Annotated in this window: 23 protein-coding genes and 1 tRNA gene; 9 read left to right on the top strand and 15 right to left on the bottom strand. The window is 73.2% G+C overall.

The window, feature by feature from the left end; all coding sequences use genetic code 11:
- Positions 1–4 precede the first annotated feature (4 nt).
- Genes tatC through MTP13_RS14220 form a run of 7 tightly spaced genes read right to left on the bottom strand, consistent with a single transcriptional unit; the run spans position 5 to position 5,869 of the window.
- Positions 5–757, bottom strand: coding sequence for a twin-arginine translocase subunit TatC (gene tatC, locus MTP13_RS14250; RefSeq protein ID WP_243570842.1), 753 nt, complete (start codon positions 755–757; stop codon positions 5–7).
- A 51-nt stretch (positions 758–808) separates the two neighbouring features.
- Positions 809–1,039, bottom strand: a complete 231-nt coding sequence (tatA, locus tag MTP13_RS14245) for a twin-arginine translocase TatA/TatE family subunit (protein ID WP_243568364.1) — start codon at positions 1,037–1,039, stop codon at positions 809–811.
- Between the two features lie 39 nt (positions 1,040–1,078).
- Positions 1,079–2,089, bottom strand: coding sequence for a helix-turn-helix transcriptional regulator (locus MTP13_RS14240; RefSeq protein WP_243568363.1), 1,011 nt, complete (start codon positions 2,087–2,089; stop codon positions 1,079–1,081).
- On the bottom strand, positions 2,089–3,105 hold the full coding sequence (locus MTP13_RS14235) for a helix-turn-helix transcriptional regulator (protein WP_243568362.1): 1,017 nt from the start codon (positions 3,103–3,105) through the stop codon (positions 2,089–2,091). The genes MTP13_RS14240 and MTP13_RS14235 overlap by 1 nt, the downstream gene beginning before the upstream one ends.
- 49 nt (positions 3,106–3,154) lie before the next feature.
- Positions 3,155–4,156: an FKBP-type peptidyl-prolyl cis-trans isomerase gene (locus MTP13_RS14230; protein WP_243568361.1), complete on the bottom strand. Its 1,002-nt coding sequence runs from the start codon at positions 4,154–4,156 to the stop codon at positions 3,155–3,157.
- Positions 4,157–4,190: 34 nt separating this feature from the next.
- Positions 4,191–5,201, bottom strand: coding sequence for a tRNA (adenine-N1)-methyltransferase (locus MTP13_RS14225; protein WP_243568360.1), 1,011 nt, complete (start codon positions 5,199–5,201; stop codon positions 4,191–4,193).
- On the bottom strand, positions 5,198–5,869 hold the full coding sequence (locus MTP13_RS14220) for an HAD family hydrolase (protein ID WP_243570841.1): 672 nt from the start codon (positions 5,867–5,869) through the stop codon (positions 5,198–5,200). The genes MTP13_RS14225 and MTP13_RS14220 overlap by 4 nt, the downstream gene beginning before the upstream one ends.
- Before the next feature lie 113 nt (positions 5,870–5,982).
- Here MTP13_RS14220 and MTP13_RS14215 point away from each other — a divergent pair, with 113 nt between their 5' ends.
- Positions 5,983–6,894, top strand: coding sequence for a PAC2 family protein (locus MTP13_RS14215; RefSeq protein WP_243568359.1), 912 nt, complete (start codon positions 5,983–5,985; stop codon positions 6,892–6,894).
- Positions 6,895–6,934: 40 nt separating this feature from the next.
- Here MTP13_RS14215 and MTP13_RS14210 read toward each other — a convergent pair whose 3' ends face one another.
- Together MTP13_RS14210 and MTP13_RS14205 are read right to left on the bottom strand one after the other, a co-directional pair.
- Positions 6,935–7,753 carry an undecaprenyl-diphosphate phosphatase gene (locus MTP13_RS14210; RefSeq protein WP_229781860.1) on the bottom strand — a complete coding sequence of 273 codons (819 nt, stop codon included), beginning with the start codon at positions 7,751–7,753 and terminating at the stop codon, positions 6,935–6,937.
- A gap of 70 nt (positions 7,754–7,823) precedes the next feature.
- Positions 7,824–9,149 (bottom strand): M20/M25/M40 family metallo-hydrolase, encoded by a 1,326-nt coding sequence (locus MTP13_RS14205; protein WP_243568358.1) that lies wholly within the window; start codon positions 9,147–9,149, stop codon positions 7,824–7,826.
- Positions 9,150–9,349: 200 nt separating this feature from the next.
- Here MTP13_RS14205 and MTP13_RS14200 point away from each other — a divergent pair.
- From MTP13_RS14200 to MTP13_RS14180, 5 genes are all read left to right on the top strand, one after another.
- Positions 9,350–9,434 (top strand) — tRNA-Leu (locus MTP13_RS14200).
- A 131-nt stretch (positions 9,435–9,565) separates the two neighbouring features.
- Positions 9,566–10,267, top strand: a complete 702-nt coding sequence (locus MTP13_RS14195) for a hypothetical protein (protein ID WP_243568357.1) — start codon at positions 9,566–9,568, stop codon at positions 10,265–10,267.
- Entirely contained in the window at positions 10,264–11,802 is a 1,539-nt protein-coding gene (locus MTP13_RS14190; protein ID WP_243568356.1) for a Y-family DNA polymerase, read from the top strand. Before MTP13_RS14195 ends, MTP13_RS14190 begins: the two co-directional genes overlap by 4 nt.
- A 13-nt stretch (positions 11,803–11,815) precedes the next feature.
- Positions 11,816–15,247, top strand: a complete 3,432-nt coding sequence (locus MTP13_RS14185) for an error-prone DNA polymerase (RefSeq protein ID WP_243568355.1) — start codon at positions 11,816–11,818, stop codon at positions 15,245–15,247.
- A gap of 74 nt (positions 15,248–15,321) precedes the next feature.
- Positions 15,322–16,188, top strand: a complete 867-nt coding sequence (locus MTP13_RS14180; protein WP_243568354.1) for a DUF3097 domain-containing protein — start codon at positions 15,322–15,324, stop codon at positions 16,186–16,188.
- 34 nt (positions 16,189–16,222) lie between these two features.
- On the opposite strand, the gene MTP13_RS14175 is transcribed toward MTP13_RS14180, so the two are convergent.
- The 3 genes from MTP13_RS14175 to MTP13_RS14165 all read right to left on the bottom strand — a co-directional run bounded on the left by MTP13_RS14175 (position 16,223) and on the right by MTP13_RS14165 (position 18,806).
- Complete coding sequence (locus MTP13_RS14175) at positions 16,223–16,969, bottom strand: SDR family oxidoreductase (RefSeq protein WP_243568353.1); 747 nt, start codon at positions 16,967–16,969, stop codon at positions 16,223–16,225.
- Between the two features lie 79 nt (positions 16,970–17,048).
- Positions 17,049–18,137, bottom strand: coding sequence for a VIT1/CCC1 transporter family protein (locus MTP13_RS14170; protein ID WP_243568352.1), 1,089 nt, complete (start codon positions 18,135–18,137; stop codon positions 17,049–17,051).
- 192 nt (positions 18,138–18,329) lie between these two features.
- The gene (locus MTP13_RS14165) at positions 18,330–18,806 is read right to left on the bottom strand and encodes an Lrp/AsnC family transcriptional regulator (protein WP_243568351.1); all 477 of its coding nucleotides are present in this window, start codon (positions 18,804–18,806) and stop codon (positions 18,330–18,332) included.
- Between the two features lie 109 nt (positions 18,807–18,915).
- On the opposite strand from MTP13_RS14165, the gene MTP13_RS14160 reads away from it, so the two are divergent.
- Positions 18,916–20,166: a trans-sulfuration enzyme family protein gene (locus MTP13_RS14160; RefSeq protein ID WP_243568350.1), complete on the top strand. Its 1,251-nt coding sequence runs from the start codon at positions 18,916–18,918 to the stop codon at positions 20,164–20,166.
- Positions 20,167–20,175: 9 nt separating this feature from the next.
- Here MTP13_RS14160 and MTP13_RS14155 read toward each other — a convergent pair whose 3' ends face one another.
- A complete protein-coding gene (locus tag MTP13_RS14155) occupies positions 20,176–21,981 on the bottom strand; it encodes a DEAD/DEAH box helicase (RefSeq protein WP_243568349.1) in 1,806 nt (601 codons plus the stop codon).
- Positions 21,982–22,094: 113 nt separating this feature from the next.
- On the opposite strand from MTP13_RS14155, the gene MTP13_RS14150 reads away from it, so the two are divergent.
- A complete protein-coding gene (locus MTP13_RS14150; protein WP_243568348.1) occupies positions 22,095–22,937 on the top strand; it encodes an SGNH/GDSL hydrolase family protein in 843 nt (280 codons plus the stop codon).
- Positions 22,938–22,949: 12 nt separating this feature from the next.
- Here MTP13_RS14150 and MTP13_RS14145 read toward each other — a convergent pair whose 3' ends face one another.
- Together MTP13_RS14145 and MTP13_RS14140 are read right to left on the bottom strand one after the other, a co-directional pair.
- Positions 22,950–24,311 (bottom strand): D-alanyl-D-alanine carboxypeptidase family protein, encoded by a 1,362-nt coding sequence (locus MTP13_RS14145; RefSeq protein ID WP_243568347.1) that lies wholly within the window; start codon positions 24,309–24,311, stop codon positions 22,950–22,952.
- Positions 24,312–24,322: 11 nt separating this feature from the next.
- Entirely contained in the window at positions 24,323–25,150 is an 828-nt protein-coding gene (locus tag MTP13_RS14140; RefSeq protein WP_243568346.1) for a TrmH family RNA methyltransferase, read from the bottom strand.
- 104 nt (positions 25,151–25,254) lie between these two features.
- Here MTP13_RS14140 and MTP13_RS14135 point away from each other — a divergent pair, with 104 nt between their 5' ends.
- On the top strand, positions 25,255–26,100 hold the full coding sequence (locus tag MTP13_RS14135) for a Sir2 family NAD-dependent protein deacetylase (RefSeq protein ID WP_243568345.1): 846 nt from the start codon (positions 25,255–25,257) through the stop codon (positions 26,098–26,100).
- The last annotated feature ends 8 nt before the right edge of the window (positions 26,101–26,108 follow it).

Here is a 26,108-nt window from a genome sequence, read left to right as displayed (position 1 = left end):
CAGCCTAGACAGCCGCCCCGAACTCGGCGGCATTCCGCTTCGCGACACGGCGATCGTGCAGGAACGAGAGGAACCAGGCCACGAAGTAGAGCAGGATCATCGGGATCGCGAGCAGGAACATCGACACGACGTCGGCCGACGGGGTCGCGATCGCGGTGAACAGGATGATCACGAGGATGGCCACCCGCCACGCCTTGAGGATCGCGGCGGCGCTGAAGATGCCCGCGTAGTTCAGCAGCACGATGAACACCGGCACGACGAAGGCGACGCCGATTGCGAGCACGAGCTTCAGCACGAAGTCGACGTACTCCTTCGCGGTCAGCCAGGCCGGCGAGGTGTCGGGCACGAAGCTCGTCATCACCTTCACGATGTTCGGCAGCACGAACCAGCCGGCTGCGCAGCCGAGCAGGAAGAGCGGGATCGCCGAGGCGAAGAACGCGAGCGTGAACTTGCGCTCGCGGGTGTTCAGCCCGGGCACCAGGAAGGCGAAGATCTGGTAGAGCCACACCGGGCTCGAGAGCACGATGCCGATGGTGAACGCGATCTGCAGACGCAGGTCGAAGGCGCTGCCGATCGTCGGGAAGACGATCTCGGCCTGCTTGCCGGTCGCCTCCGCGACCCGGTGCACGGGTTCTTGGATGGCGTCCCACACGAACAGGTCGGTGAGGATCCAGCCGCCGACGGCGCCGACGACGATGGCGATGGCGGAGATGAAGAGCCGCTTGCGCAGCTCGATCAGATGCGCGCCGAGCGACATCCGCTTCTCGCGGTTCTTCTCACCGCGCTCTCTCACCGCGGTCACGGGAGGTCAGGCGTTCTTGCCGGAGTCCGTGCTGCCCGCCTTGGGCTGCTGCTCGCCCGAGGCGCCCGTGCCGTCAGCGGCGTCCTCGCCGGACTGGTCGGAACGGACTTCGCTCTTCAGGATCTTCATCGACTGGCCGAGGCTGCGGGCGAGGGCGGGCAGCTTGGGCGCGCCGAACAGCAGCAGGATGACCACAAGGATGATCAGCGCGTGCCAACCGGTGAAACCTTGAAACATGGGGGCTCGTCCAATGTTCGGAAACTCGTGGGGATCAGTCTAGCCGGTCGGACCAATGCCGGAGCCGCCAGTCGGGACGTCCGGGGTCTCGTAGCCGGCGAGGCCCGCGCGCGCCCACTCCGCGACCGCGGCCCTGGCCTCGGCGGGCGCGACCACCGTGACGAGCCCCGGCAGTCCCGCGATGAGGCGCTTGAGGCCGTGATAGTGCGCCACGCGCAGCGTCACCCGCAGCCGGTCGCCCGCCGGCTCACTGCTGGAGTCGGCCAGATAGTCGGCGAGCAGCGGCAGCGTCTCCTCGGCGACGTCGACCACGACGTCGAGGTCGGTGTCGGAGCCGTGGAAGAGGGTGTCGGGCACCTCGCGGCCGCTGTGGTCGGCGATCGGCCGTTCGCTCACGAGCAGCCCGGTCATCCGATCGACGCGGAAGTTGCGCATGTCCTCCCGGCCGTGGTCGTACGCCTGGAGATACCAGTCGGCCCCGAGGGACGCGATGCGGAGCGGGTCGACGCGGCGCCTGGCCCGCTCCCCCAGCGCATTGCGGTAGTCGAACTCGAGCTGGCGTCCGGCGGCGACCGCCTCGCGGATGCGGGCGAGCGAGGCATCCGCCTCCGTCTCGGCCACCGCGAGCTGCGTGGGGGCGCCGGTGGTGCCGAGCCGGAGCTTCTCGAGCAGGGCCGCGAGCCTGGCGCTGCCCGCGTTCTCCGGGGACGCAGAGAGGTACTGCAGGCCGGCGATGAGCGCGCTCGCCTCGCGCGCCGACAGGCGGGGCGCGTCGTCGATCGCGACGTGGTGCACGATCACGATGACGTCGTCGTCCTCGAAGGAGTCCCAGTCGATGTCGAACAGGTCGTTCGGCTGGTAGGTGCCGGTCTCGCCCGGCAGGCCCGAGGTCGCGATCAGACGGACCGCGTCGCGGATCTCGCCCTCGCCGAGGCCGAAGTACTCCGCCGCCTCGGACACGTCGACCACCCGCCGCTCGAGGAGGTACGGCACGAAGGCGAGCAGGAACACGAGCTTGTCGGAGGCGCGCAGCGGCTTGCGTGCGGCCATCAGCTCTCCCCCGCCTCGTCGTGCGCAGCCGCGACGATCGCGAGCCGCGCCTGGACCGCGTCGCGGAGCTCGGCCGGCGAGAGCACGCGCACCTCAGGGCCGTAGGCGGCGAGTTCGTCGGCGAAGACGGCCGCGTCGGTGTAGTGCAGGCTGATCACTCCGCGGTCGTCGTCGCGGAGCACGGCGCGCTTGCCGAGACGGACCTCGGCGTCGCTGCCGGCGGCGACGGCCAGGTCGGCCGTGTTCTGCAGCCGGAGCGCCTCGAGCTCGCCGAGGATGCGGTCCTGCACGTCGGCGGGCGGCGCCTCGAAGGAGACGCCGGTCAGCACCTCGACGGGGCCGACGATGCGGGAGAGCAGGTAGGTGCGCAGGCCGTCGGCGTCGCGGTCGCGGCCGTGCAGATGCCAGCGGCCCTCGTGCAGCACGACCGCATACGGCTCGACGCGGCGGAGGCGCGGGGCGGGCTCGCCGGGCTTGAAGTAGCGGAAGGAGACCGCCTGCCGGCGGTCGAGCGCCTGGCGCAGCGGCTCGAAGGCGGCGTCGCGCACCCGCAGCCGAGGGGCGTAGCCGATGACCGGCTCGCGCGGCTCGATGCCGAGGGCGCGCAGCTTCGTGAGGGCGCGCTGCGAGTCGGAGGAGAGGGATGCCTCGCGCCACACTTCGGCGGCGAGGCCCAGCAGGGCGAGCTCGTCGGGGGTGAAGGTGACCTCGTCGGGCAGGTCGTAGCGGCCCTTGGGGATGCGGTAGCGAAGGGACTGGTTGTCGCCCGGGCGATCGGGCGACTCGATGGTCTCGAGCGGGATGCCGAGCTCGCGCACCTCGTCCTTGTCGCGCTCGAACTGGCGCTCGAGGCTCGCGTTCGCCCCGGACGGGTCGTAGCGCTCGGCGTAGCCGCGCACGGTCGACAGGATCTCCGACTTCAGCAGCCCGGTCTCGGTCGCGAGCAGCGCGAGCACGAGGCTGAAGAGGCGGTCCTCGACCTGGATGCGGGGCGTTCCCCGAGACTTCTCCGCCACAGCAGCGATCATACTGAACCGGCCGGGGCCGGTCGCCGCCGCGCGGGAATCAGAGGACGCCCAGGATGTCGACCACGAAGAAGAGCGTGGCGTTCGGGGCGATGACCCCGTTGCCGGCCCCCTGCTCGCCGTACGCCTCGCTCGCCGGGATGATGAGGCCGAGCTGCGAGCCGACCTGCTGGCCGATGAGCGACTTCGTGAAGCCGACGGGGAGGCCGATCTGCATCGCCGTCGCCGCGTCGCTCGTCGCGCCGACCCGCGCGGGCGTTCCCTGGTCCCAGGTGGAGAGCTCCTCGATGACCTGGTTGTCGTCCCAGTTCACGGCGGTGAACTGCACGACGACCGTGTCGCCGTCCTTCACGACCGGGCCGTTGCCGCCCTTGAGCGTCTCGACCGCGGTGGTCTGCTTCGCGTCGGCGGGCGGGTCGGACTTCGGCACCGTGATGCCGGGACGGCCGTCGGGCGCGAGCACGACCGCGGGGAATCCGTCGCGGGTGAGCTGCGGGGCGCCCTCGGCCTTCATCGGGAAGGCGCGGAGCACGTCGAGGACGAACACCACGCCGTTCTTCGGGTCGGCGCCCGGAGTGGGCTCTCCGGCCCCGCTCGCGTCGTAGTCGGCCGCGACGAACATGACGCGCGAGCCCTCGCTGGCGCAGCTGAGGCCCTTGTCGAAGGCCGGGACCGAGTCGGAGCCGCCCCGCGTCATCAGCTGGCCGCCCGCATCGCCGAAGCCGCCGCCGCCGAGCTTCTCGCCGGTGCCGCCGTCGTACGCGACGAACGCCACCTCGACGAGCTGGCCCTCCGCGATGGAGTCGCCCTCGCCCTCGTGCAGCACCTCGCACTGGGTCTCGGTCGGCGTCAGCGGGGTGGGGAACGTCACCTTCGGCTCGGAGCCGAACTCGCCCGTCACGGTGACCGCCTCGGTCGAGGCGCCGGGGCCGGCCTCGGGTGCGGGTCCGGTCGAGCAGGCGGAGAGGGCGACGGCGACGCCGAGGGCGGCGATGAGCGCGAGAGACGAGCGCACGGATCCTCGATTCTGGGATGCGGTCACGGATGCCGCCTGGGCGGCGGTGAGCGATGAAAGCCTACCCGGCATCGCCGGGGGCCTCGTCGATGGGGGCGCGGGCGTGGCCGGCCGCGGTGTCCGCGGCGCGGACGCGCTTGCGGAGCGCCTTGTCGCTGACCGTCCGCTCGCCGAGGGCGCCGGGCGTCCACGCCTCGACGTCCTCGTCGCTGAACTCCGTCTTCGACGGGCGGCGCTTGAGCTCGGGCAGCACGGTGTCCGGCGCGAGCCGGCGGGCGGTGATGAGGAAGCCGGTGTGCGCGATCATGCGGTGGTCCGGCCGGACCGCGAGCCCCTGCACGTGCCAGCCGCGCACCATGGTCTCGTTCGCGTCGGGGTCGGTGTACTCCCCCGTCGCCCGGATGGCCTCGGCGACCCTGGAGAGCTGGGTGACGGTGGCGACGTAGCAGAGCACGACCCCGCCGGGCTTCAGTGCGCGGGACACCGCGCCGATGCACTCCCAGGGCGCGAGCATGTCGAGCACGACCCGGTCGACGGAGCCGTCGGCGACGGTCTCCGGGAGCGCCTCGGCGAGGTCGCCGAGCGTGATCGACCAGTTCTCCGGGTCGCGACCGTGGAAGGTCGCGACGTTGCCGCGAGCGACCTCGGCGAACTCGTCGCGCCGTTCGAAGGAGTGCAGCCGGCCCTCGGGGCCGATGGCGCGCAGCAGCCACAGCGAGAGGGCGCCCGAGCCGACTCCCGCCTCGACGACGGTGGCGCCGGGGAAGACGTCGGCCTGCGCGAGGATCTGGGCCGCGTCCTTCGGGTAGACGATGGCCGCGCCGCGCGGCATCGACATGACGAAGTCGCTGAGCAGCGGCCGGAGCGCCAGGTATTCGACGCCGACCTCGTTCGCGACGACCGAGCCGTCGGGCAGCCCGATCACGGCGTCGTGGGCGATGCCGCCCTTGTGCGAGTGGAAGACCTTGCCGGGTTCCAGGGTGATGGTGTGCATCCGCCCCTTCGGTCCGGTGAGCTGGACGCGGTCGCCGACCCGGAAGGGGCCGCTCCGCTCGCCGCGGCTCTCGTTCACGCGTTGGCCTCCTCGGGCTCGTCGGCGAGGCGCTGCGAGGCCAGGTGGGCGCTCGCGGCCTCGAACAGCTGGACGCTCGTACGCCCGGCCAGCGTCGGCCACAGCAGGTGCGCGTCGCTGCCGTCGAGCGAGGCGATGTGCGGGATGCCGAGGGCGAACGCCCCGGACGCCGCCGCGGAGGCGACCCCTGGCGGGGAGTCCTCGAGCGCGATGCAGGCGGTGATGTCGACGCCGAGCTGCTCGGCGGCGCGCAGGTAGGGCTCGGGGTGGGGCTTCGGGTGGTCGACCATGTCGCCGGCCACGAGCACGTCGAACGCCTCGAATCCGGTGGCGGCGACGATGTCCTCCGCCATCGCGCGCAGCGACATCGTGACGAGACCGGTCGGCACCCCCGCCTCGCGGATCTCCCGCAGGAGCTCGCGCGCACCGGGGCGCCACGGCGCGCCCTCGGCGACGATCTGCTCGCGCACGCGGCCGGTGAGGTGGTGCACGATCTCGTCGGCGGAGAGGGCGACGCCCGCCCGTTGGAAGACGGCGGCCGACTCCCAGAGGCCGGAACCGACGAGCTGCAGCCCGTCCTCCTCGGTCCAGACGCCGCCGTGCGAGCGGACGAGTTCGGCCTCGGCGCGGAGCCAGTACGGTTCGGTATCGACGAGCGTGCCGTCCATGTCCCAGAGGACGGCGGCGGGAAGGCGAGGAGTCACAACGGGCAAGTCTACGGGCACCGCCTATTGTGGAACCGAACCCGGATCGTCCGGGCGCAGGAAGCGGGGCGACGCCAGTGGACCATCCGGTCGGATTCGACGGCGGACGACTCCTCGTCGTGGCCTTCGAGGGGTGGAACGACGCGGGCGAGGCGGCGACCGGGGCGGCGAAGCTGCTGACCCGTCGGCTGGGGCTCGTCGAGATCGCCGCGGTCGACCCCGAGCTCTACTTCGACTTCCAGTTCTCGCGGCCGTCGATCGTCGCCGGCGACGACGGCGTGCGCCGGATCGAGTGGCCGGGCGCCGCGATCCTCGGGCCGGGCGGCGAGCCCGAGCTCGACGAGCCGGAGGAGCAGCTCACCGGGCCGGGCGCCGAGGGACTGCACGTGCTGCTCGGCGCCGAGCCGGCACGCAGCTGGAAGGCGTTCACCGCCGAGCTCGTCGACGCCGCGCTCGCGGCCGACATCGACGGCATCGTGCTGCTCGGCGCCATGCTCGCCGACGCGCCGCACACCCGGCCGCTCGCGGTCTTCGCCTCGAGCGAGAACCCCGAGGTGCGCGCCTCGCTCGGCGTCGAGCGCTCGAGCTACGAGGGGCCCGTCGGCATCCTCAGCGTCATCGCCGATCAGGCCGAGCGCGCCGGCATCCCGACCGTCTCCCTGTGGGCCTCGGTCCCGCACTACGTGCACAACGCGCCGTCGCCGAAGGCGGTGCTGGCGCTCCTCGGCAAGCTCGAGGAGCTGACGGGGCTCTCGATCCCCCGGGGCTCGCTCGAGATCGAGTCGAAGGCCTGGGAGGCCGGCGTCGACGCCCTCGCGGCGGAGGACGACGAGATGGCCGCCTACATCGCCCAGCTCGAAGAGGCCCGCGACGCGGTCGACGCCCCGGAGGCGAGCGGCGAGGCGATCGCCAAGGAGTTCGAGCGCTACCTGCGCCGTCGCGGCGACGGCCCGGCCGGCGACGAGCCCTGGCGGCCCCGGGAGGGCTGACCCGGGAGGGCTGACCCGGGCGGGCTGACCCGGGCGGGGCTCAGGCGCTCAGCACGCCCGTGCCGAGCAGCACGAGCAGCAGCCCGCCGAGCAGGATCCGGTAGATCACGAAGGGCAGGAAGCTGCGCTTCGAGATGTAGTTCATGAAGAACGCGATGACGAGCAGCCCCACGACGAAGGCGACGAGCGTCGCCGCGCCCGTCTCGACGAGCCCGTAGACGCTCGGTTCGCCGATGCTCTTGAAGAGCTGGTAGAAGCCCGAGCCGAAGACGGCGGGGATCGCCAGCAGGAACGCGTAGCGCGCGGCGGCGGCCCGCTCGTAGCCGAGGAAGAGCCCCATCGAGATCGTGCCGCCCGAGCGCGAGACGCCGGGGATGAGCGCGAGCGCCTGCGCGAAGCCGAACAGGATGCCGTGCGGCACGTTCAGCTCCCGGAGGGTGCGGGTCTTGCGGCCGGCCCAGTCGGCGAGACCGAGGATGATGCCGAAGACGATGAGCATCGTCGCGACGATCCAGAGCGAGCGGAAGGTCGTCTCGATCTCGTCCTGGAAGAGCACGCCGAGCGCCACGATCGGGATCGAGCCGACGATGATGAGCCAGCCCATCCGGGCGTCGGGGTCGTTCCGCGGCACCCGGCCCGTGAACGAGCCGAACCAGTGCGAGATGATCCGCACGATGTCGCGCCAGAAGAACACGACGACCGCCGCCTCGGTGCCGATCTGGGTGATGGCGGTGAACGCCGCGCCCGGGTCCTGCGCGCCAGGCAGGAGCTCACCCAGGATGCGCAGGTGCGCGCTCGAGGAGATGGGGAGGAACTCGGTCAGTCCCTGGACGAACCCGAGGATGAGGGCTTCGATCACGTGTCGTGTGTCCGTTCGGTCGGTGGCGTGCGGCGACGGAGACGATCGTAAGCCCCCTCCGCGGGAGGGCTCAGTATTCGAGCAGCAGGTCGCGAAGCACGCGATGCCCGAAGGAGAGCGCGTCGAGCGGCACGCGCTCGTCGACGCCGTGGAACATCGCCGGGAAATCGATGTTCTCGGGCAGTCGGAGCGGCGCGAAGCCGTAGCCGGCGATGCCGAGCCTGGAGAGCGCCTTGTTGTCGGTGCCGCCCGAGAGCAGGTACGGGAACACCGGGGCGCCGGGGTCGTGCCGGCCGATCGCCCCGGCGACCGCGTCGACGAGCGGGCCGGTCGTGGATGCCTCGAGGCCGACGTCACGGTGCACGATCTCGACCTCGACGTCGTCGCCGGCGAGCGCGCGGATCGCGGCGAGCACCTCGTCCTCCTCGCCCGGGAGGGTGCGGATGTCGACGAGCGCCTCGGCCCGGTCGGGGATGACGTTGTGCTTGTAGCCGGCCTCGAGCAGCGTCGGGTTGGTCGTCGTGCGCAGCGTCGCGGTGATGAAGCCCGAGGCGGAACCGGTGGCGAGGGCGAGCTCGTCGGGCGAGACCTGCTGGGGGTCGACGCCGAGCACTCCGGCGACGGCGGCGAGGAGCTCCGTGGTGGTGCCGGTGAGGCGCAGCGGCCACTCCGTACGGCCGATGCGGGCGACGGCCTCGGCGAGCTTCGTGACGGCGTTGTCGTGGATGAGTCGGGAGCCGTGCGCGGCCGTGCCGGTGGCGACGAGCCGCACCCAGAGCAGGGACTTCTCCCCCGTCTGCAGCAGGTAGGCCCGGGTGCCGCCGACGGTGATGGAGTAGCCGCCGACCTCGCTGATCGCCTCGGTGGCGCCGGCGAAGAGCTCGGGGTGGTGCTCGACGAGCCAGTGCGCGCCGTAGTCGCCGCCGGCCTCCTCGTCGGCGAAGAACGCGACGACGAGCTCGCGCTCCGGCTGGCGGCCGCTGCGCAGGATGTCGCCGAGCGCCGTCAGCATCATGGCGTCCATGTCCTTCATGTCCACCGCGCCGCGACCCCAGAGCATGCCGTCGCGCACCTCGCCCGCGAAGGGGTCGACGCTCCAGTTGCGCGGGTCGGCGGGGACCACGTCGAGGTGGCCGTGCAGCACGAGCGCCGGCTTCTCGGGATTCCGGCCCGGCACTCGTGCGATGACACTCGCTCGGCGCGGAGCCGACTCGAACAGCTGCGGGGCGAGACCGAGGGCGGAGAGCTTGGCCTCGACGTACTCGGCGGCCTCGCGCTCGCCGTTGGCGCGCCCCTCGCCGTAGTTCGTGGTGTCGAAGCGGATCAGCTCCTGCGCGATGCTCGCCGTCTCGTCGAGTTCGTCGGTGATCGCGGGGGTCGTCGCTGCCTCGGCCATGCGCTCCACGCTATCGTGCCCGGCTCGTTCTCCCCCACTCCCCCGATTCTCCCGGCGCGGCCCCCTCGGGGAACGAGTTTCAGCAGCGTGATCTGCGCTTTCGGAGGGGCGGATGCCGCGGTCGCCCGTGGTGGTCAAACGGCCCTCCGAAACCGTGCTAATGTCTTCTACGGCCCGCTGAGAGATCAGCGGGAAACCACGCGCGGGTGGCGGAATTGGCAGACGCGCTAGCTTGAGGTGCTAGTGCCCGTATAGGGCGTGGGGGTTCAAGTCCCCCCTCGCGCACGTGGTCGAAAGGGCCGGATCGAAAGATCCGGCCCTTTCGCGTTTTCCGGCCTCGCCCACCCATCCGGAGAGTCGAATACCTGTTCGATTGCGGACTTGCCGTTTTCGAATCTCTGTTCGAAACTGGATGAGTGACCTCGACCCTTCCCCAGCGCACCCGCCTCGAGCGGGTCGCCGAGCTGCAGAGCCGCATCCACGGCATGCAGGCGACGAGGCTCGAGGGGCGCGCGCTGCCGACCCATCCCGCGTTCGCGGGACTCCTCCCCGGTGGGGCGCTGCGCGAGGGCACCGTCACCGAGGTGCACGGCTCCGGCTCGGTGCTGATGGCCCTGCTCGCCGAGGCGAGCGCCGCCGGGCGCTGGTGCGCGGTCGTCGGCATCCCCGAGTTCGGGGTCGAGGCGGCCGAGCGGTTCGGACTCGACCTCGACCGGCTCGCGCTCGTGCCGCGGCCCGGGCGGCACTGGTTCACCGTCGTCGCGACACTCGCCGAGGCCATCCCCCTCGTCGCGGTCCGCCCCGGCGGCCGGGTGCAGCCGGCCGAGGCGTCCAGGCTCGCGGCCAGGCTCCGCGAGCGCGGCGCCGCCCTCCTCGTGGCCGGCAGCTGGCCGGGCAGCGAGGCGAGCCTCGGCGTCGAGTCGAGCGGCTGGAGCGGGCTCGAGCGCGGGCACGGCCTGCTCGCCGATCACGAGCTGCTCGTGCGCGCCTCCGGTCGCGGGGGCTTCGCGAGCGGGCGACGCGCGCGGCTCCGGCTCGCTGAGGAGGCGCGGGGCTTCGCCGAAGTGCAGCCGCTGGCCGAGGTCCGCCGGATCGGCGCAGAACGGCGGGCGGGATGATCCGGCACACCCGCACCATCGTGCTCTGGTGCCCCGACTGGCCGGTCCTCGCCGCGGGCCGTGAGGCGGGGCTCGACCCGGCACGGCCGATCGCGCTCATCGAGGGCGGCGCCGTGCACTCCTGCTCGGCCGCGGCACGCCGCGACGGGGTCGTCAGGGGCCTCCGCCTGCGCGAGGCGCAGTACCGCTCCCCCGAACTCCTCGTGCTCCCCTACGACCCCGTGCTCGATCATCGCGCCTTCGAGCCCGTGGTGCGCGGGGTGGAGCAGGCGGTGCCCGCCGTGCAGCTCGTGCGGCCCGGCACGCTCGCGATGCGGGCGCGCGGCCCGGTCCGGTACTACGGGGGCGAGGCGCAGGCGGCGGGCGCCCTGCTCGACACCGTCGCCGCGCTCGGAGTGCCCGGGGCGAAGATCGGCATCGCCGACGGCCCCTTCGCGGCCGAGCAGGCGGCCCGCAGCGCGCTGCGCTCCCCCGTCGGAGTCGTCCCGGAGGGCGGCTCGGCCGAGTTCCTGGCACCGCTGCCCGTCTCGCTCGTCGTCGATCAGCGCACCCGCACACTGCTCCTGCGGCTCGGGGTGCGCACGCTCGGGGAGCTCGCGGCGCTGCCGGCCGCCGACGTGCGTCGGCGCTTCGGCCCGGCCGGGGCGTTCGCGCACGAGCGGGCCGCCGGGCGCGAGCAGTCCGAGGTGGCGGCCCGCACGCCTCCGCCGGAGTTCGAGGTGGAGCAGCGCTTCGAGCCGCCGATCGACCGGATCGATCAGCTCGCCTTCGCGTTCCGGGTCTCGGCCGAACGGTTCATCGATCGCATCCGCGAGTCGAGGCTCGTCTGCACCGCGCTCCGGGTCGAGCTGGAGGACGACCGCGGCGGCCACTCCGGGCGCAGTTGGCTGCATCCGCGCTGGTTCACCGCCTCGGAGGTGCTCGATCGGGTGCGCTGGCAGCTGCAGGGCGCGGGCAGCGCCGAAGCCGGGCTCGCCGCCGCGGTGACCCGGGTGCGCATCATCCCCGAGCGGCTGGACTCGACCGGAGACCACGAGCCCGGGCTCTGGGGCGGCGGTCCCGACGAACGGGTGCATCACGCGCTCACCCGCGTGCAGGGGCTCCTCGGGCACGAGGGGGTCGCCACCGCGGCCGTCGGCGGCGGGCGGCTCCTCGGCGACCGGCAGGTGCTCGTGCCCTGGGGCGACCGCGCCCCGGCGGTCCGGCCCGGGCCGTGGCCGGGCACCCTGCCCGCGCGAGCGCCGGCGAGCGTCTTCGACGAGCCGGTGGCGGTGCTCCTCCGCGACGCCGCGGGCGGCTCCGTCACGATCGACGAGCGCGGAGCGATCGGCTCCCCGCCGGCCGGCTTCGCCCTCGCCGGGCAGCAGCCGGCCGAGGTGCGCGCCTGGGCCGGCCCGTGGCCCGTCGTCGAGCGCTGGTGGGATCCGGAGCGGGCGAGGCGGGTGCACCGCTTCCAGCTCGTCGACCACGACGGCTGCGCCTGGCTGCTGCTCCGCGACGCGGAGGGCTGGTGGGCTGAGGCGAGGTACGACTGATGGGGCGCGACTGATGGGCTGGAACAACCCCGAGATCCCCTGGTCGGAGCTCGAACGCAAGCTGTCCGACCGGCGCCGGCCGACGCCGTCGAAGCTCATCGCCGACGGCGGCGACGGGCCGGCCTTCAGCCGGAAGCGCGCCCCGTACCGGCCGAGCGAGGGGCTCGTCGCGCCGAGCGGGCCGCTCGTGCCCTACGCGGAGCTGCACGTGCACTCCAACTACAGCTTCCTCGACGGCGCCTCCCAGCCCGAGCAGCTCGTGGAGGAGGCGAGGCGCCTCGGGCTCTCCGGCCTCGCGATCACGGACCACGACGGCTTCTACGGCATCGTCCGCTTCGCCGAGGCGGCCGAGAGCTTCCCCGAGCTGCGCACGGTCTACGGGGCCGAGCTCTCCCTCGGCCTCTCCGCCCCGCAGCTGGGCGCCGCCGACCCCGAGGGCGAGCACCTGCTCGTCCTCGCCCGGGGCGAGGCCGGCTACCACCGGCTCGCGGCGGCCATCACGGCGGCGCAGCTCGCCGGGGGCGAGAAGGGACGCCCCGTCTACGAGCTCGAACGGCTCGCGGAGCAGGCCGGCGGCGAGTGGGTCGTGCCGACGGGCTGCCGCAAGAGCGCGGTGCGCCGGGCGCTCGCGGCCGAGGGCGACGACGGGGCTCGGCGCGAGCTCGATCGGCTGATCGCCCTGTTCGGCCGGGAGCAGGTGGTGGTGGAGCTCTTCGACCACGGGCATCCCGGCGACCAGCGCGCGAACGACCGGCTCGCCGCGATCGCCGCCGGTGCCGGGGTGCCGCTGCTCGCCACGAACGCCGTGCACTACGCGACGCCGGGCGAGCACCGCCTCGCGAACGCCCTGTCGGCGGTGCGGGCCAGGCGCAGCCTCGACGAGCTCGACGGCTGGCTGCCGGCCGCGAACGAGCAGCACCTGCGCAGCGGCGCCGAGATGCTGGCCCGCTTCGGCCGCTACCCGGGCGCGGTCGAACGCTCCGTCGTGCTCGCCGAGGAGCTCGGCTTCACGCTCCGCAGCGCCCGGCCCCGACTCCCGAGGCAGGAGGTGCCGGCGGGGCACACCCCGATGAGCTGGTTGCGCGAGCTCGTCCGGCAGGGCGCCGAGGAGCTCTACCCCGGCGTGCCCGAGCACGTGCGCCGGCGTCTCGACCACGAGCTCGCGGTCATCGAGCAGAAGGACTTTCCCGGCTACTTCCTGATCGTGCACGATCTCGTCGCCGAGGCGCGCCGGCGAGGCATCCTCTGCCAGGGACGCGGCTCCGCCGCGAATTCGGCCGTCTGCTATGCGCTGCGGATCACCGCGGTGGACTCGATCAAGTTCGATCTGCCCTTCGAGCGCTTCCTCTCCGCCCTGCGCGACGAGGAGCCCGACATCGACGTCGACTTCGACTCCGATCGGCGCGAGGAGATCATCCAGTACGTGTACGCCAAGTACGGCCGGCAGAACGCGGCCCAGGTCGCGAACGTGATCAGCTACCGGCCGAAGGCCGCCGTGCGCGACATGGCGAAGGCGCTCGGCTACGGGACCGGCCAGCAGGACGCCTGGTCGCGGCAGGTGGAGCGCTGGGGCGCCGTGGTCGAGACCGACGACCACGACATCCCGGGCCCCGTGGTCGAGCTCGCGGAGCAGCTGCTCACCTTCCCGAGGCACCTCGGCATCCACTCCGGCGGCATGGTGCTCACCGACCGCCCGGTCGGCGAGGTCTGCCCGATCGAGCACGCCCGCATGCCGGGGCGCACGGTGCTGCAATGGGATAAGGACGACTGCGCCTGGATGGGCCTCGTGAAGTTCGACCTGCTCGGCCTCGGCATGCTCGCCGCCCTGCAGTACGCCTTCGACCTGATCGAGGCCCGCACCGGCGAGCACTGGGAGCTGCACTCCATCCCGAAGGAGGAGCCGGCCGTCTACGACATGCTCTGCCGCGCCGACTCCATCGGCGTGTTCCAGGTCGAGAGCCGGGCGCAGATGGGCACGCTCCCCCGGCTGAAGCCGCGCTGCTTCTACGACCTCGTGGTCGAGATCGCGCTGATCCGGCCCGGCCCCGTGCAGGGCGGCGCGGTGCACCCCTACATCCGGCGGCGCACGGGCGAGGAACCGGTCAGCTACCTGCATCCGAAGCTTGAGCCGGTGCTGAAGCGCACCCTCGGGGTGCCGCTCTTCCAGGAGCAGCTCATGCAGATGGCCGTCGCCGTGGGCGATTGCACCGCGGCCGACGCCGACCTCCTGCGCCGGGCGATGGGCTCGAAGCGGGGCGTGCAGAAGATCTCGGAGCTGCAGGAGAAGCTCTACGCCGGGATGGCCCGCAACGGGCTCTCCCAGGCGGACGCCGACGCGATCTACGGCAAGATCGAGGCCTTCGCGAACTTCGGCTTCGCCGAGAGCCACGCCCTGGCGTTCGCGCTGCTCGTCTACGTGAGCTCGTGGCTGAAGCTGCACTATCCGGCGGCGTTCCTCGCCGCGCTGCTGCGCGCGCAGCCGATGGGCTTCTACTCGCCGCACACCCTGACCGCCGACGCCCGGCGGCACGGGGTGCGCATGCTCCGGCCCGACATCCTCCGTTCCGCGGTGCACGCAGGGCTCGAGCCGCTCGACCGCGCCGAGGTCCGTGGCCCGCTCGGCGATCCGGGGCGGCCGCCGAGCGGCCTGGGCGGATGCCTCGATGCCGAGCAGCCCGAGGTCGGCGACTTCGACCGGGCGGCCCCCGACCGTTCGGCCGAGCACCGCCGCGACGGCGCCTTCGCCGTGCGCCTCGGGCTCGCCGACGTCGCCTCGATCGGCACGGCGGTGGCCGAGCGCATCGTGGCCGAACGCGAGTCGGGCGGCCCCTATCGCGACATGGCCGAGGTGGCGCGCCGGGCCGGGCTCGACACCGAGCAGCTCGAGGCCCTCGCCGCCGCCGGCGCCTTCGAGACGTTCGGACTGGCGCCGCGCGAGGCGCTGTGGCTCGCGGGCGAGGCCGCGCAGGACCGGGCGGAGTTCCTGGTGGGCTCCGTCGTGGTGGTGCAGCCGCCGCTGCTGCCGATCCTGAGCGAGGCCGAGCAGGTGGTCTACGACCTCTGGGCGACGGGCATCTCCCCCGACGACCATCCGATCCGGCACGCGCGGGAGGAGCTCGACGCCCGCGGCGCGGTGCGGATCGACCGCCTGCAGGCCGTCGAGTCCGGGCGGCGCGTCGAGGTGGGCGGGGTGGTCACCCACCGGCAGCGTCCGGCGACCGCCTCGGGCATCACCTTCCTGAACCTGGAGGACGAGTCGGGCACCCTCAACGTGATCGCCGGGGTCGGCGTCTGGAACCGCTACCGGCGCATCGCGAGGGAGGCGCCGGCGATGGTCGTCCGAGGCATCCTGGAGCGTTCGCCGGAGGGCGTGACGAACCTCGTGGTCGACCGCTTCGAACGGCTCACCGTGCAGGCGCCGCACCGGTCACGGGACTTCCGCTGACCCCGTCGGCGCCACTCCGAGCGCGGCCGCCGTGTCTCCGCCGGCGGGCGGTCCGGGTCCGTTAGCCTCGACCGGTGCCCGCCACCCCGCCCTTCGACCACGACCCCCACGACCGCTACGGCAGCGATGTGCTCGCCGGCGATTGGAAGGCCAGGGGCCGCACGACGATCCCCGAGGTCGCGGCCGAGCGGGACCTCGTCGTCGAGCTCGCGGAGTCGGGCTTCTGCGGCGCGATCCTCGGCGTCGAGCAGGGCAACGTCGTGCTCGAGGACCGCTTCGGCGGCCGCCGGCTGTTCCCGCTCGGACACGGCTTCCTCCTCGACGGGCGGCCGGTCCGCCTCGTCGCGCCGAAGCCGAAGGCGCCGGCCGGACGGCTGCGCACCGCCTCGGGCTCCTTCGTCGCCGAGGCGGCGCCCGCGAAGGTGGCGCTGCCGAGCCGCATCTTCGTCGAGGGGCGCCACGACGCGGAGCTCGTGGAGAAGATCTGGGGCGCCGACCTCCGCGTCGAGGGCGTCGTCGTGGAGTACCTCGAGGGGGTCGACGTGCTCGCCGACACGCTCGCGGAGTTCCGACCCGGCCCGAAGCGCAAGGTCGGCGTGCTCGTCGACCACCTCGTACCGGGCTCGAAGGAGCAGCGCATCGCGGATGCCGTCGCACGCGGGCCGCACGGCGCGCACGTGCTCGTCGTCGGCCACCCCTACATCGACATCTGGCAGGCGGTGAAGCCGCAGCGGCTCGGGGTCGAGGCGTGGCCGGTCATCCCCCGCGGCACCGAGTGGAAGCACGGCATCTGCGCCGCGTTCGGCTGGCCGCACGCCGAGCAGGCCGACATCGCCCGCGCCTGGCAGCACATCCTCGGCCGGGTCCGCGGCTACGGCGACCTGGAGCCGGCGCTCCTCGGCCGGGTCGAGGAGTTGATCGACTTCGTGACGGCGCCGTAACCGGCTCCGCTGCGCTCCCCGCGCCTCGTGCGGCTCAGACCGAGAAGCCGCCGTCGCTGTGGATCAGCTGCCCGCTCACCCAGCGCCCGTCCTCGGAGACGAGGAAGCGGACGAGGCGCGCGGCGTCCTCGGGGGTGCCGAGCCGTCCGCTCGGCTGCTCCGCGGTGAGCGCGGTGCGCGTCGCGTCGTCCATCCAGCCGGTGTCGATCGGGCCCGGGTTCACGAGGTTCGCGCGGATGCCGAGGCCGCCGAGCTCGCGGGCCGCGGCGACCACGATGCGGTCGAGTGCGCCCTTGCTCGCGCCGTACGGCAGATTGCCCGCGGTGTGGTCGCTGGTGAGGGCGACGACGCTGCCGCCGCCGGCCGGGACCTGCTCCGCGAACGCGCGGATCAGCAGCCAGGCGGCCCTGGTGTTCACCGCGAAGTGCCGGTCGAAGTTCTCGAGCGAGGTGTCCAGCAGGCCGGAGTCGACGCTGTACGCGTGCGACAGCACGAGCGCGGACACGGGGCCGAGCTGCGCGCCGACCTCGGCGAGGAGCCGTGCCGGCGCGGCGGGGTCGGCGAGATCGGCGTCGAGCCGCAGGGTGCGGCCGCCGTGCGCGAGGAGCTCCGCCTCGAGCAGGACCGGGTCGCGCTCGGGATCGCCGCCGTAGGGCATCTCGCGGTCGCGCTCGGCCGAGCTCGTCACCGCCACGTCCCAGCCGTCCGCGGCGAGGGCGACGGCGATGGCGTGCGCGATGCCGTTGCGGCGACCGGCTCCGGTGACGAGGGCGACGGGCATGCGGTTCCTCCCTGCGGCTTCGGCTGCGGGCGCAGCTCGGCCGCCTCTCGCCGCGCGGCCGGCGGCACGAGTCGCCACGCTAGCCGATCGTGGTGCCGAAGGCGAGGCCGAGCACGTACGTCACCGCGGCGGCGCCGAGGCCGATCGCGAGCTGACGCAGCGCCCGCTTGAGCGGCGAGGCGCCCGACAGCAGGCCGACGGTCGCGCCGGTCGCGAGGAGGGCGATGCCGACGAGCGCGGTGGCGAGGAGCACCGCGGGCAGGCCGCTCATGCCGAACAGGTAGGGCAGCACCGGGATGAGGGCGCCGGAGGCGAAGAAGCAGAAGCTCGAGAGCGCCGCGGACAGCCCGGTGCCCACGGCCTCGTCGTCGTGCTCGGCGACGCCGAGCGCGTCCGTCGGGGTCGGCTGCTGTTCGACGGCGTGCACCCGGGCGACGACGAGTGCGGCGTGCTCGGCGGCCTCGGCCGGCTCCATCCCCCGCGCGCGGTAGACGAGGGCGAGCTCGTTGGCGTCGATGTCGAGGTCGGGCAGCGCTTCGCGCGCCGTGGGATCGGGAGCGGATGCCTCGAGCAGCTCGCGCTGGGAGCGCACCGAGACGTACTCGCCCGCACCCATGGAGAGCGCGCCCGCGAGGAGCCCGGCGATTCCCGTGAACAGCACGACCGGCGCGGGCACCCCGGTGGCGCCGATGCCGAGCACGAGGGCGAGGTTGGAGACGAGGCCGTCGTTGGCGCCGAAGACGGCAGCGCGGAAGGTGCCGGCGAGGCGTCGCCGGCCGCGCGCCGCCAGGCCGCGGACCACTTCGCCGTGGATCCGTTCGTCGGCGGCCATCGCCGCGGTGGCGTCCGGGTCGCTCGCGTAGGGCGAGCGGGCTTCCGCACGCTGCGCGAGGGCGAGGACGAAGATGGAGCCGAAGCGCCGCGCGAGCGCACCGAGCAGGCGGGTGCGGATGTCGGCTCGCGGCACGCCGCGCTCGTCGCCGCCGAGCAGCCCCAGCCAGTGCGCCTCGTGCCGGCCTTCGGCGGTGGCGAGAGCGAGCAGGATCTCCCGCTCCTCGCCCTCGCGGCGCGCGGCGAGTTCGCGGTAGACGGCGGCCTCGGCGCGCTCGTCGGCGAGGTAGCGGCGCCATCTGGCTCGATCTGCTGCGGTGCCCTGCGGGGTACTCATGCTGCTCCTTCTCGCGGGCGCGTCGACGGTTCGGCCCGCGCCATCGCGTGGACCGCCCTCGCGGCCTCAGCCAAGCTACCGGGGTGGCCGGTCGAAACGGCTCGAAACGGCGGGATTCGCAGCATTTCGGATTCCCGAACGTCCTTCGGCCCGCCGAAGCTCGCCCGGGTGCCAGCGGACTCGGGGCGTCAGTCAGCCGACGAGATGCTGCCAGCCGTCGCCGGCGGCGTACTCGAAGATGAGGTTCGTCTCGGTGTGGGCGACGGCCGGGTGACCGGTGAGGTGGGCGAGCACGAACTCGCGCAGCTCTTCGGCGTCGCGCGCGGCGACGTGCAGCAGGTAGTCCTCGGCACCGGCCATGTGGAAGACGGCGAGCACGCCGGGCAGGTGGGGCACGGCTTGCCGGAAGGCGTCGATCTCGCTGCGATCGTGCTTCACGAGGCGGACGGCGATGAGCGCCTGCAGGGAGACGCCGACGGCGGCGAGGTCGACGTCGACGCGGAAGCTGCGGATGATGCCGAGGCTCTGCAGCCGGCGGAGCCGGAGCGAGACGGTGGACTCGGCGACCCCGACTTCAGCGGCCAGCGCGGCGCCCGAGGCGCGGGCGTTCGACGAGAGCGCGGCGATGAGCGCCCGGTCGACGCGATCGAGTTCGGCTTTCTGCGCCATCGCTTCCTCCTTCGGGGGGTGTCTCGATGAATCTTCGACAAAGAGTACCAGTATGCGGGAAACTGCGACAGATCTTGCCGAACTCTGCAGATCCTGCTTCATTGGCGGAATGCAGACCTCGAATTCGCGCTTCGAGACTCGCGCGGTGCACGCCGGCATGCACGGCGTTCGCGAGCTCGGTTCCCATGTTCCTCCCATCGACCTCTCCACGACGAATCCGCTGCCCTCCGTCGAGCTCGGCGGCCGCTCGTACGAGGAGCTCGCCGGCGGCCACGACCTCGGCGACGAGCGTTCGGCGGTCTACCAGCGGCTCTGGCAGCCCGGAGTGGCCCGGTTCGAGGCGGCCCTCGCCGAACTCGAGGGGGCCCACGGTGCCGTCGCTTTCGCGAGCGGCATGGCGGCGCTCTCGGCGCTGCTCATCGCGAGCGCGAGCGCCGGTCGGCCGCACATCGTGGCGGTCCGCCCGCTCTACGGCGGCACCGACCACGTGCTCGACACCGGGCTGCTGGGCACCGAGGTGAGCTGGGCGACCGCCGATGAGGTCGCCGACGCGATCCGGGCCGACACCGGGCTCGTCGTCGTCGAGTCCCCGGCCAATCCGACGCTCGAGCTCCTCGATCTCGGCGCCCTCGCCCGAGCTGCGGGCGAGGTGCCCCTGCTCGTCGACAACACCTTCGCGACGCCCGTGCTGCAGCGCCCCATCGAGCATGGCGCCGCGCTCGTGCTGCACAGCGCCACGAAGTATCTCGGCGGGCACGGCGACGTCATGGGCGGGGTCGTCGCGGGCGATCGCGAGTGGGTGGGACGGCTGCGCCGAGTGCGCGCGCTCACGGGCGGTCTGCTGCATCCCTTCGCGGCCTATCTGCTGCACCGCGGGCTCCGCACGCTGCCCGTGCGGGTGCGCGCGCAGCAGGCGACCGCGGGCGAGCTCGCGTCGCGCCTCGCCGCGCACCCGGCCGTGGCCGCCGTGCACTACCCGGGACTCCCCGGCCAGGACCCGCAGGGGCTCATCGGGCGCCAGCAGGCGGGCCCCGGTTCGATCATCGCGCTCGACCTCGTGGGCGGCTTCGAAGCGGCGCAGCGCTTCGTGGAGGCGTGCGAGCTCGTCACCCACGCCGTCTCGCTCGGCGGGGTGGACTCGCTCGTGCAGCATCCGGCCTCGCTCACGCATCGGCCGGTCGCCGGCGAGGCCAAGCCCGCCGCTGGTGTCGTGCGACTCTCGATCGGGCTCGAGCACGTCGACGACCTCGCCGATGATCTGCTGCGGGCGCTCGACGCGGCATCGCTCGATGAGGCGACGCTCGCCGAGACGGAAGCGGCGCTCGACCGGCCTGCGTTCGCGACCGCCGACGCCGACTGAGCTGCGTCGTCAGCGGGCGCCGAGCCGCTTGCGCACGAACTCGATGCGCGCCTGGAGCTGGGTCACCGTCGCCTGCGCGACCGCGGGACCGCCGCAGATGCGCCGCAGCTCGGAGTGCACCTGCGAGTGCGGCTCCCCGGTCTGCCGCGCCCAGAGGCCGACGAGACTGTTCAGCAGTGCGCGCTGCTCTTTCAGGGTGCGGTAGAGGGCGACGGGCTCGGCGTGCTGCTCGTCGGCGACGGTGTGCTTGCGGCGGTCGCCGGCGCGGCGCGCCTGGCGCGCCTGGCGGTGACGGAGCAGCTCGGACACCTGCTCGGGCTCGAGGAGGCCCGGGATGCCGATGAAGTCGAACTCCTCATCGCTGCCGGGCTCGGCGAGCGTGCCGAACTCGGTGCCGTCGTAGACGACGCGGTCGAAGGTGGCGTCTGAGGCGATCGCCTGCCAGGTGAACTCGGCGGAGAGCTCGTCGGACGCCTTCTCCTCGCGGTTCGCCGCTTCGAGCAACCCGTCGTCCAAGCCGGGATCGTCGGCCCCGTCGCCGTCGCGCCGGTCGAGCGCGTGGTCGCGCTGCCGCTCGAGCTCGCTCGCGAGCGCCATCAGCACCGGCACGTTCGGCAGGAACACCGAGGCGGTCTCGCCGCGGCGCCGGGCGCGCACGAAGCGGCCGATGGCCTGCGCGAAGAACAGCGGCGTGGAGGAGCTCGTCGCGTAGACGCCGACGGCGAGCCGCGGCACGTCGACCCCCTCCGACACCATGCGCACCGCGACCATCCACCGGCTCGTCGATGCCGAGAACGCCTCGATGTTGGCGGACGCCTCCTTGTCGTCGGAGAGCACGACGGTGACCCGCTCGCCGCAGATCTGCTCGAGCTGCTGCGCGTAGGCGCGGGCCACGGTCTGGTCGGTCGCGAGCACGAGTCCGCCGGCGTCGGGGATCGACTGGCGAACCTCGCTCAAGCGCCGATCGGCGGCGTTCAGCACGGCGGGGATCCACTCGCCGCTCGGTTCGAGGGCGGTGCGCCAGGCGGCGGAGGTGATGTCCTTCGTGTTGTCCTCGCCGAGCCGCGCCTCCATCTCGTCGCCGGCCTTCGTGCGCCAGCGCATGTGGCCGGCGTAGACCATGAAGATGACGGGGCGCACGACGCCGTCGGCGAGGGCCCGGTCGTAGCCGTAGGCGTAGTCGGTCCTGGAGACGCGGATGCCCTTCGCATCCGGCGCGTAGTCGACGAACGGGATCGGCGCGGTGTCGCTGCGGAACGGGGTGCCGGTGAGCGAGAGCCGCTTCGCGGCGGGCTCGAAGGCCTCGCGGATGGCGTCGCCCCAGGACAGCGTGTCGCCGCCGTGGTGCACTTCGTCGAGGATGATCAGGCTGCGGCCCGAGAGCGTGAGTTCGCGGTGCAGTGCGGGGCGCATCGCCACCTGCGCGTAGGTCACGGCGACGCCGTGGAAGTGCCGCGCCGAGCGGCCGTGCGCGTTGCGGAAGCCGGGGTCGAGGCGGATGCCGACGCGGTCGGCGGCGTCGGCCCACTGCCGCTTCAGGTGATCGGTGGGCGCCACGACGGTGATGCGGTCGATGATGCGCCGGGCGCGCAGCTCGGCCGCGAGCCGGAGCGCGAAGGTCGTCTTGCCGGCGCCCGGGGTGGCCGCCGCGAGGAAGTCACGTGGCAGCTCGTCGAGGTAGCGGTCGAGGGCCTCGGCCTGCCAGGCGCGGAGCTTCGAGGCGGTGCCCCAGGCGGCGCGCTCGGGATACGACGGGGAAAGGTGCTCGGCGGCCGACGTGCCCGGGTGGGCGCCGTTCGGAATCACTGAGCTCATGAGGATACGAGGCTACCCGAGGCATCCGACACGGGCGAAGCCGGATCGCCGACCGGGCGTGGCGCGCCGCCGAGCGGACGCGCGTCGCCGTTCGGCGTGTGCAGAATGGAGGAATGCCAGTCGGAGCAAAGTCCAACGAATCCGCGGAGCCGGTGCCCACCGAGCCGCGTCACCCCTGGTCGCGCTACGTCGCCCTGGGCGACTCGTTCACCGAGGGCATCGGCGACCCGGAGCCGACCGTGCCCGGCGGGCATCGGGGCTGGGCGGACCGCGTCGCCGAGGTGCTCGCCCAGGGCGACGCCGACTTCGCCTACGCGAACCTCGCCATCCGCGGCCGGCTCATCCAGCAGATCATCGACGAGCAGATCGAGCCCGCGCTCGCGCTCCGGCCCGACCTGATCACGATCTCGGCCGGCGGCAACGACGTCATCCGCCCGGGCACCGACCCCGACGAGATCTCGGCGCGCTTCGAGTACGCCGTCGAACGGCTCTCCCGCGACCGGGCCACGATCGTGCTGTTCACCGGCGTCGACGTCGGCTTCTCCCCCGTGTTCCGCGGCATCCGCGGCAAGGTCGCGATCTACAACGAGAACCTCCGGGCGATCGCGGCGAAGCACGACCTGCTGGTCGCCGATCAGTGGGCGCTCACCGAGATCCAGGATCAGCGCATGTGGGCGCCCGACCGGCTGCACCTGAACGCGCTCGGCCACCACACCGTCGCGCGCATGGTGCTCGCGACGCTCAACGTCGACAACGACCTCGAGCCATCGACGCCCGAACCGCTGCCGGCCCGCAGCTGGCGCGAGGCGCGGGTGGGCGACCTCGCCTGGGCGCGGGAGTACCTCGTGCCGTGGGTCGTTCGGCGCATCCGCCACCAGTCCTCCGGCGACTTCGTCACCGCCAAACGGCCGGATGCCGGTCCCTACGCGGCCTCGGAGCTCCGCGACGACCACTGACCGGCGCGCAGCTCAGCCCCGTCCGGCGACCGCCGGAGCGTCGAGCGCGCCGGGGTTGCCGAGCCGCCACCAGGCGCCGGGGTCCTCGAGGGAAGCATCGAGCCGCAGCGGGACGACGATCGTGCGGGTGCCCGCCGTCACGGTCGCGTTGCCGACCTCGCTGCCGTCGTCGGCGGTCGTGACGGCGGCCGCGTCGACCTCGACGGCGACGGGGGTGTCGCTCCAGACGACCAGGCGGGCGGCCTCGCTCGCCTCGGCGTGCGCGGTCTGTCCCCACGGGGTGGCGTAGCTGGCGAGGTCGGCGCCCTCGTCGAAGACGGTCACCTCGCGGAAGCCGGGTGCGACGCTGTCGAGGAGCGCCGCCACCGCCTGGCGCAGGCTCGCGTGGTCCGGGGCGTCGAGCAGGACGCCGACGATCGTGACCGACTCCTCGCCGACCTGGACGTCGGCGGAGAAGAGCAGGTTCGCCGCATCGTCGGTGGTGCCGGTCTTGATGCCGTCGACGCCGTGGGTGCCGAGCAGCTTGTTCGAGTTCTCGATGGGCCCGAGCGACGGCAGCTCGACCTCCTGCGTCGCGACGATCGCCGCGACGACCGGATTCTCGAGCGCGAGCTCGCCGAGCCGCACGAGCTCGGCCGGCGTGCTCGTGTTGTCGAGGGAGAGCCCGCTCGAGTCGGCGATGACCGTGTGCTGGAAGCCGTGATCGGCGAGCCAGGTCCTGGCGCGGTCCAGGAAGGCCTGCTGCGAGCCGAAGGCCCAGTTCGAGATCGAGATCGCGTAGTTGTTGCCGGACGGCAGCAGCATCGCCTCGAGGCTCTGCACGAGACTCAGTGAGATGCCTGGCTCCACCGGCGCGACGGAGCCGTTCTGGGCGATCATGTCCCAGTACAGCTCGACGTCGGCCTCCGTGTAGGCCAGCTCGGGGCCGCTCTCCCCCGCCGCGACGGGGTGCTCGTCGAGCACGACGAGCGCGGTGATGATCTTGGTGATGCTCGCCGTCGGCAGCGCGGCGTCGGCGGAACCGGTCGCGAGGAGGCCGTCGAACCCGACCGCGCCGACCGCGTAGCCGCCGAATCCGGGCAGCTCCAACTGCTGCGCCGCCTGTGCGACCGGCTGCGGCGCGGTGACGACCGGGGCCGCGGCCGGGATCGGCGCGCCGAGCGCCCGGCCGACGTAGACGCCGCCCGAGACGAGCAGTGCGAGGATGATCGCGAGCGCGCCGAACACGACGATCCGGCGGCGGCGGTAGACCCGCGCCTTGGCCTGGCGGGTCGCACCGGCGGGATCGCTGGCGGACGCGGCGGGGTCGGCGACGGCGCGGCGCGGGCGCGCAGCGTCGTGCTCGGCCTCGCGGCCGGGGGCTTCGGTCGTCATCGAGTGCGAGCCTAGCCGCCGGACCCGTGCTCGGGCTGGAGGTCGGTCAGCGCGTACAGCACCACCGCGGCGGCCGCCGCGACGTTCAGCGAGTCCACCTCGTGCAGCATCGGGATCGTCACGATGCGGTCGGCCGCGGAAAGCGCCCGGCGGCTCAGCCCGTCGCCCTCGGCGCCGAAGACGAGCGCGAGCCGCTCCGGAGGGTCCTTCGCGAGCGTGCGCAGCGAGACGGCGTCGTCGGCGAGGGCGAGCGCGGCGATCTCGAAGCCGTGGCCGTGCAGCAGCGGGGCGGCCTCGTCCCAGTCGGGCAGCCGGGTCCACGGCACTTGGAACACGGTGCCCATGCTGACCCGCACGCTCCGGCGGTAGAGCGGGTCGGCGCAGCGCGGGCTCACGAGCACCGCATCCGCGCCGAGGCCGGCGACGGAGCGGAAGATCGCCCCGACGTTCGTGTGATCGACGATGTCCTCGAGCACGACGACCCGGCGGGCGTCGCGGAGCAGTTCGGCCGGGTCCGGGAGCTCTGGCCGCTCGAACGCGGCGAGGGCCCCGCGGTGCACGCGGTAGCCCGTGATCTCCTCGAGCTGTGCCGCGTCGGCCAGATGCACCGGCACGTCGTACGCCGCGAGCAGCGGCTCGAGCCCCGTGAGCCACTTCTCCTCCAGCAGCACGGAGCGCGGGCGGTGCCCGGCCGCGAGCGCGCGGGCGATGACCTTGGCGGATTCGGCCAGGTAGATGCCGCGCTCCGGCTCGGTCGCGCTGCGCAGCGCGACGTCCGTGAGATCGGCGTAGTCGGCGACGGCGTCGGATGCCGCGTCGCGCACTCGTTCGACGTGCAATGGTCCTCCCGGCCCCCAAGCCTGCCACCCCAGGAAACAAACTGGAAAAGCGCGGTGTTTACCATCGTGGTACTCGTCCCGTGAACGTCGTCGATTGGAGCCGTGTGAGCACCAGCACTGCAGAGCCCGCCGTGGCCGGCCTGGACCGCGCGATCGACGTGCTCGGCGCGGGCAGGATCGCGGTCCTCACCGGGGCCGGGGTCAGCACCGACTCGGGCATCCCCGACTACCGGGGCGAGGGGGCGCCGCGGCGCTCCCCGATGACGTTCCAGACCTTCGTCGGCTCCGAGCCGGCGCGCAAGCGCTACTGGGCGGGCAGCCACCTGGGCTGGCGCTCCTTCGGCTCGGCGCGCCCGAACGGCGGCCACCGCGCGCTCGCCCGGCTCGAGGCCTCCGGCGCGACGGCCGGCGTCGTCACGCAGAACGTCGACGGGCTGCACCGGCGCGCTGGCAGCCGCCGGGTCGTGGAGCTGCACGGCGGCATGGACCGGGTCGTCTGCCTCGCCTGCGGTCAGCTCTTCGCGCGCGAGGCGATCGCCGAGCGGCTCACCGCGCTGAACCCGGGTCTCGAGCCCGAGCTCGAGCGTGCGCTGCGCACGAACCCCGACGGCGACGTCGAGGTCGACGACGTCGCGGGCATGCGCATCCCCGAGTGCTCCGTCTGCGGCGGCATGCTGAAGCCCGACGTGGTCTTCTTCGGCGAGTTCGTGCCGGTCGAGACGTTCCGCTCGGCGGCCGGCGTCGTCGAGGCGGCCGACTCCCTGCTCGTCGCCGGCAGCTCCCTCGTCGTGAACTCCGGCATCCGCCTCATCGAGCTCGCCCGTCGGCGGCATCTGCCGATCGTCGTCGTGAACCGCGGCGAGACGAAGGGCGATGGCCGCGCGGCCGTCAAGCTCGACGCGGGCACGACCGAGACGCTGACCGCCATCGCGGATGCCCTCGGTGCATGACTCGGGCG

This window comes from Agromyces soli, from assembly GCF_022811605.1.
In the GTDB taxonomy this organism is placed as follows: domain Bacteria; phylum Actinomycetota; class Actinomycetes; order Actinomycetales; family Microbacteriaceae; genus Agromyces; species Agromyces soli.
The sequence above is the reverse complement of the archived record's forward strand: the minus strand, read 5'-3'. Positions and strand labels throughout refer to the sequence as shown.

What these genes read in the sequence shown, in the direction of transcription:
- tatC (WP_243570842.1), bottom strand. Translation starts at nt 757, where the DNA reads ATGTCGCTCGGCGCGCATCTGATCGAGCTGCGCAAGCGGCTCTTCATC.
- tatA (WP_243568364.1), bottom strand. Translation starts at nt 1,039, where the DNA reads ATGTTTCAAGGTTTCACCGGTTGGCACGCGCTGATCATCCTTGTGGTC.
- MTP13_RS14240 (WP_243568363.1), bottom strand. Translation starts at nt 2,089, where the DNA reads ATGGCCGCACGCAAGCCGCTGCGCGCCTCCGACAAGCTCGTGTTCCTG.
- MTP13_RS14220 (WP_243570841.1), bottom strand. Translation starts at nt 5,869, where the DNA reads ATGGACGGCACGCTCGTCGATACCGAACCGTACTGGCTCCGCGCCGAG.
- MTP13_RS14205 (WP_243568358.1), bottom strand. Translation starts at nt 9,149, where the DNA reads ATGGCCGAGGCAGCGACGACCCCCGCGATCACCGACGAACTCGACGAG.
- MTP13_RS14190 (WP_243568356.1), top strand. Translation starts at nt 10,264, where the DNA reads ATGATCCGGCACACCCGCACCATCGTGCTCTGGTGCCCCGACTGGCCG.
- MTP13_RS14185 (WP_243568355.1), top strand. Translation starts at nt 11,816, where the DNA reads ATGGGCTGGAACAACCCCGAGATCCCCTGGTCGGAGCTCGAACGCAAG.
- MTP13_RS14175 (WP_243568353.1), bottom strand. Translation starts at nt 16,969, where the DNA reads ATGCCCGTCGCCCTCGTCACCGGAGCCGGTCGCCGCAACGGCATCGCG.
- MTP13_RS14170 (WP_243568352.1), bottom strand. Translation starts at nt 18,137, where the DNA reads ATGAGTACCCCGCAGGGCACCGCAGCAGATCGAGCCAGATGGCGCCGC.
- MTP13_RS14165 (WP_243568351.1), bottom strand. Translation starts at nt 18,806, where the DNA reads ATGGCGCAGAAAGCCGAACTCGATCGCGTCGACCGGGCGCTCATCGCC.
- MTP13_RS14160 (WP_243568350.1), top strand. Translation starts at nt 18,916, where the DNA reads ATGCAGACCTCGAATTCGCGCTTCGAGACTCGCGCGGTGCACGCCGGC.
- MTP13_RS14155 (WP_243568349.1), bottom strand. Translation starts at nt 21,981, where the DNA reads ATGAGCTCAGTGATTCCGAACGGCGCCCACCCGGGCACGTCGGCCGCC.
- MTP13_RS14150 (WP_243568348.1), top strand. Translation starts at nt 22,095, where the DNA reads ATGCCAGTCGGAGCAAAGTCCAACGAATCCGCGGAGCCGGTGCCCACC.
- MTP13_RS14145 (WP_243568347.1), bottom strand. Translation starts at nt 24,311, where the DNA reads ATGACGACCGAAGCCCCCGGCCGCGAGGCCGAGCACGACGCTGCGCGC.